This window comes from Actinomycetota bacterium, assembly GCA_005888325.1.
Classification (GTDB): Bacteria; Actinomycetota; Acidimicrobiia; order Acidimicrobiales; family AC-14; genus AC-14.
On the sequence record VAWU01000098.1, the window covers coordinates 1 to 2,995 of the forward strand.

At 66.2% G+C, this 2,995-nt stretch carries 3 protein-coding genes and 1 pseudogene; 2 read left to right on the forward strand and 2 right to left on the reverse strand.

Annotated features, from left to right (window positions below; translation table 11 throughout):
• Nucleotides 1-355 precede the first annotated feature (355 nt).
• Nucleotides 356-1,036, reverse strand: a complete 681-nt coding sequence (locus E6G06_22385) for a hypothetical protein (GenBank protein ID TML84754.1) — start codon at nucleotides 1,034-1,036, stop codon at nucleotides 356-358.
• Nucleotides 1,037-1,261: 225 nt separating this feature from the next.
• On the opposite strand from E6G06_22385, the pseudogene E6G06_22390 reads away from it, so the two are divergent.
• A pseudogene (locus E6G06_22390) lies at nucleotides 1,262-1,484 on the forward strand (hypothetical protein).
• A gap of 80 nt (nucleotides 1,485-1,564) precedes the next feature.
• On the opposite strand, the gene E6G06_22395 reads toward E6G06_22390, so the two are convergent.
• Complete coding sequence (locus tag E6G06_22395) at nucleotides 1,565-1,876, reverse strand: hypothetical protein (protein ID TML84755.1); 312 nt, start codon at nucleotides 1,874-1,876, stop codon at nucleotides 1,565-1,567.
• Nucleotides 1,877-2,450: 574 nt separating this feature from the next.
• Between E6G06_22395 and E6G06_22400 the strand changes: the two genes are divergently transcribed.
• Nucleotides 2,451-2,822, forward strand: a complete 372-nt coding sequence (locus E6G06_22400) for a hypothetical protein (protein TML84756.1) — start codon at nucleotides 2,451-2,453, stop codon at nucleotides 2,820-2,822.
• Nucleotides 2,823-2,995 lie beyond the last annotated feature (173 nt).

Consider the following 2,995-nt stretch of genomic DNA (forward strand, 5'->3'; position numbering starts at 1 on the left):
AGCCGCCAGTCGTCTGCACCGCTCCCCGGTCACCGTCGCGACGTGAGGCTGGAGGAAAGCGCGCAAGGCCATGACGGAAGTCCGGCCCGGCGAGCAGCGATGCACGGGGGGGTGCGCGGCGACTCGCCGGGACGGACCTCTTGGGAGCCTAAGGGCAGGCCGCTGAGAGTCCCCTGAAGGGGACGTGGGCGCGCACACTGAGCGTCGGTACGATCGGCGCGCGGTGGCGATCAACGGCGGTTCACTCGACCGAACCGAGGCGGACACCGCGAGCGGCGCACTCGAGCGCTTCGGCCGGCGCCCGGGATGGATGTCCGACGCCGCGGTTGGCCCTCAAGGCTTATCGTCGCGGTAGCTAAAGGTCGAAGAGGCCGTGACCATCCGAACGCTCACGGAGTCGAGCGAGCATCGGGCGCTGTGTCGGGCGGCTGAGTGTCCCGTCGTCGTCCGGCCAGACGACCTGAGCCCGCTCGGCTGCTGCGGAAATGACTCCTGCGTCGATCTCGATCCGGGTCTCCCGGATGCCATGCGCCGGCCACTCGCACACGATCGTCAGAGTGCCCGGGCCAGGCACCGGCCAGACCCAGAATTCCTGCTCGTATCGGGTGTCCGACCCGCTGCCGCTGGTTGCTTCCATGCCGTGCGCAGGTTCGCTGGCGTCCTCTGACACGCGCCATGTTTCCTCGAGGTTGGTCACCCTGGCGCCGTCGGGGAACTCCAGGCCGAACCGCAGAAACGCGGGCGGAAGCTCCATCGACTCATAGTCAAGGTCCGCTCGTGTCAGCATCATCACGGCGCCGTGAAAGCGCCGCTGTCGGGGCGGGAGCCGAACATGTCCGACGACTGTCAGTTCGAAGCCGTCTGGGTACGCGACGATGCTCCGCACCGCGACGGCAGCGGTTTCAGAGCGAGCGATCAAGAGTTCGAGCGGAACGACACCGCCCAGGAAGTGGGAAGGGGAGTCGAACTCGTCATTTTCCTCGGCGAGCTCGTCATCTTCCTCTTCCTCCGCTGGATGCCACTCGAAGAAGGTCACGCGAAGACGGTACCGGGCAGACTCAGAACCGACGACTGAGTTGTCCATGCGCTATTGCTCTGTCCAGCCTGCGACACTCGGAAGCTTCGGGTCCAGGTGCCGACGTCGACCGATGCTTCCTGCTCGACGTCATGGCGCGAGGTCGATTCCGAAGTCGAGTTCGGGGCATGTGAAGCCGTTTGGGTTCCAGCGGTGAAGCGGTCTGCCCTACCGAAAGGCACGCATTTTCACGACCTCGGTCACTACTACGCCAGTCTCCTGATTCGGCATGGCGAATCGGTGGAAGGTTGTCCAGGCACGTCTCGGTCACGCCGGCGCAAGCGAGACGCTCGACACTTACAGCCATCTCTGGCCCGACTCCGAGGACAGGACACGACAAGCGGTCGATGCCGTGGTTGAGGCCAACTCTGGTGGCGCGTCGGTGCCTCTAGCTCAACCTGACGGATGAAGCTGATGGCAGAGGAGGAGCAACGGGCCAAGACGTCTGGCCACTCCCGTAGCCGGCGCCACCCCTCGTGGCTCCGTACTTCACCGGCGAGTGAACCGCCGACCTATTGATCGCGCGCTGCCGTGAGCACCGCGAGCAGCCCGGGTCACACCGTCACGGGCCAGATTTCCCGCCTTGGCGGCGGCGCGCTTAGTTCCCTCGAGCGCCGCCGCCGCCCATGCGTACTCGGTGCCGAGGACCCCAAAGCCGAGAGCGACTACCAGGATTCCGGGACCGGGCAGTACGAGCATGGCCAGGCCGGCAAGCACGAACGCTGCCCCGACGGCCGTTACGGCGATTCGTTTCGAGCTGCGCCCGATGAAGCGGATGATCTCCGTTGGCCGCGCTCTCATCGACCAACTGTACGAAGTGCTAACGGAGAGCCCGCTGTCGCTTGGCCCGAACACGGATCCAGCGGGTGCAGGCGGACCCGGTTCGTCCAGCACTTCCGGTCGACACAGGATTCGGGGTACCGGGTCGCACGGGCTCGTCCCATACTGGAGCGCATGAGACCTCGTCGCGGTGCATCCTGGCGAAGGCGCTGAGAAGTGGCCCAGCCCCGCAATCCCGAGGTTGCTGGGGCCGGCCGCCGCGATTTCGTTGTCGTGCCTCACCGACCTGGTCCGCTGATCTCCCTGGGCGAAAGGCGGAGCCAACGGGGCCGCGATGATCTTGACGGTCGAGGAACGCCCGGGATGGTTCGACGCCGCGCTCGTTGTCATGGGCGCAGCACTCTTGGCGTGGACGTGGATCGGCACGCCGCCCGCCATCGTCACCGCGCTCGGTATCGTGGCACTTGCACTCGGCTGCATCTTGCCGGCACGAGCGGCATGGCGTCGGGCCCGCCAGCATCGGGAACGCAGTCGTCGCGAAGGCCTGCTCGAGACGGGCGTCCCGATCGATCTCTCCTCGTCTGGTGCAGCACGGTTGGTCGGCGCGTACGAGGATCTGCTTGAGCTCGCAAACCGATCCGGTCCGGAGCTCGGCGACCCGGCGATTTCTGCGGCGCATGGTGCGCTGTTGGAGGTGGCCTCGTTGCTCAAGGGTCGTGCGCCGACCTCCGAGGTCGAACTTGGCTACATCGACAAGCGAGCGGCTGCGGTCGCGGATCTCGTCGGCGCGCTCCGTGAGCTGTCGCTCTCGAGCTCAGAGCGAACCGGCGACGATCTTGCCGCCGTCCACCCGGACACACTCGTTGAGGCACGGGAGGAGCTGGAGCAAATCTCGCCCTTCAACTCGGTGACTCGGTTGGAGGAGCTCATTGCCGAGGCGAGGATCCAGCGCCGTGGCCCAAGTTGACGACAAAGCCGCCCATGCCGCGGACTCCGGAGTGAACCAACCGGACACATCGCCTACCGATGCGCTGCCACCCGCGGGTTCCGGTGCCGAAAGCGAGGAACTTGGACGCGTAGGCCGCATCCTTGTCATCCCACTCGTGCCGTTCGTGGCGTTGTGGGAAGCCGTCAAGGTCG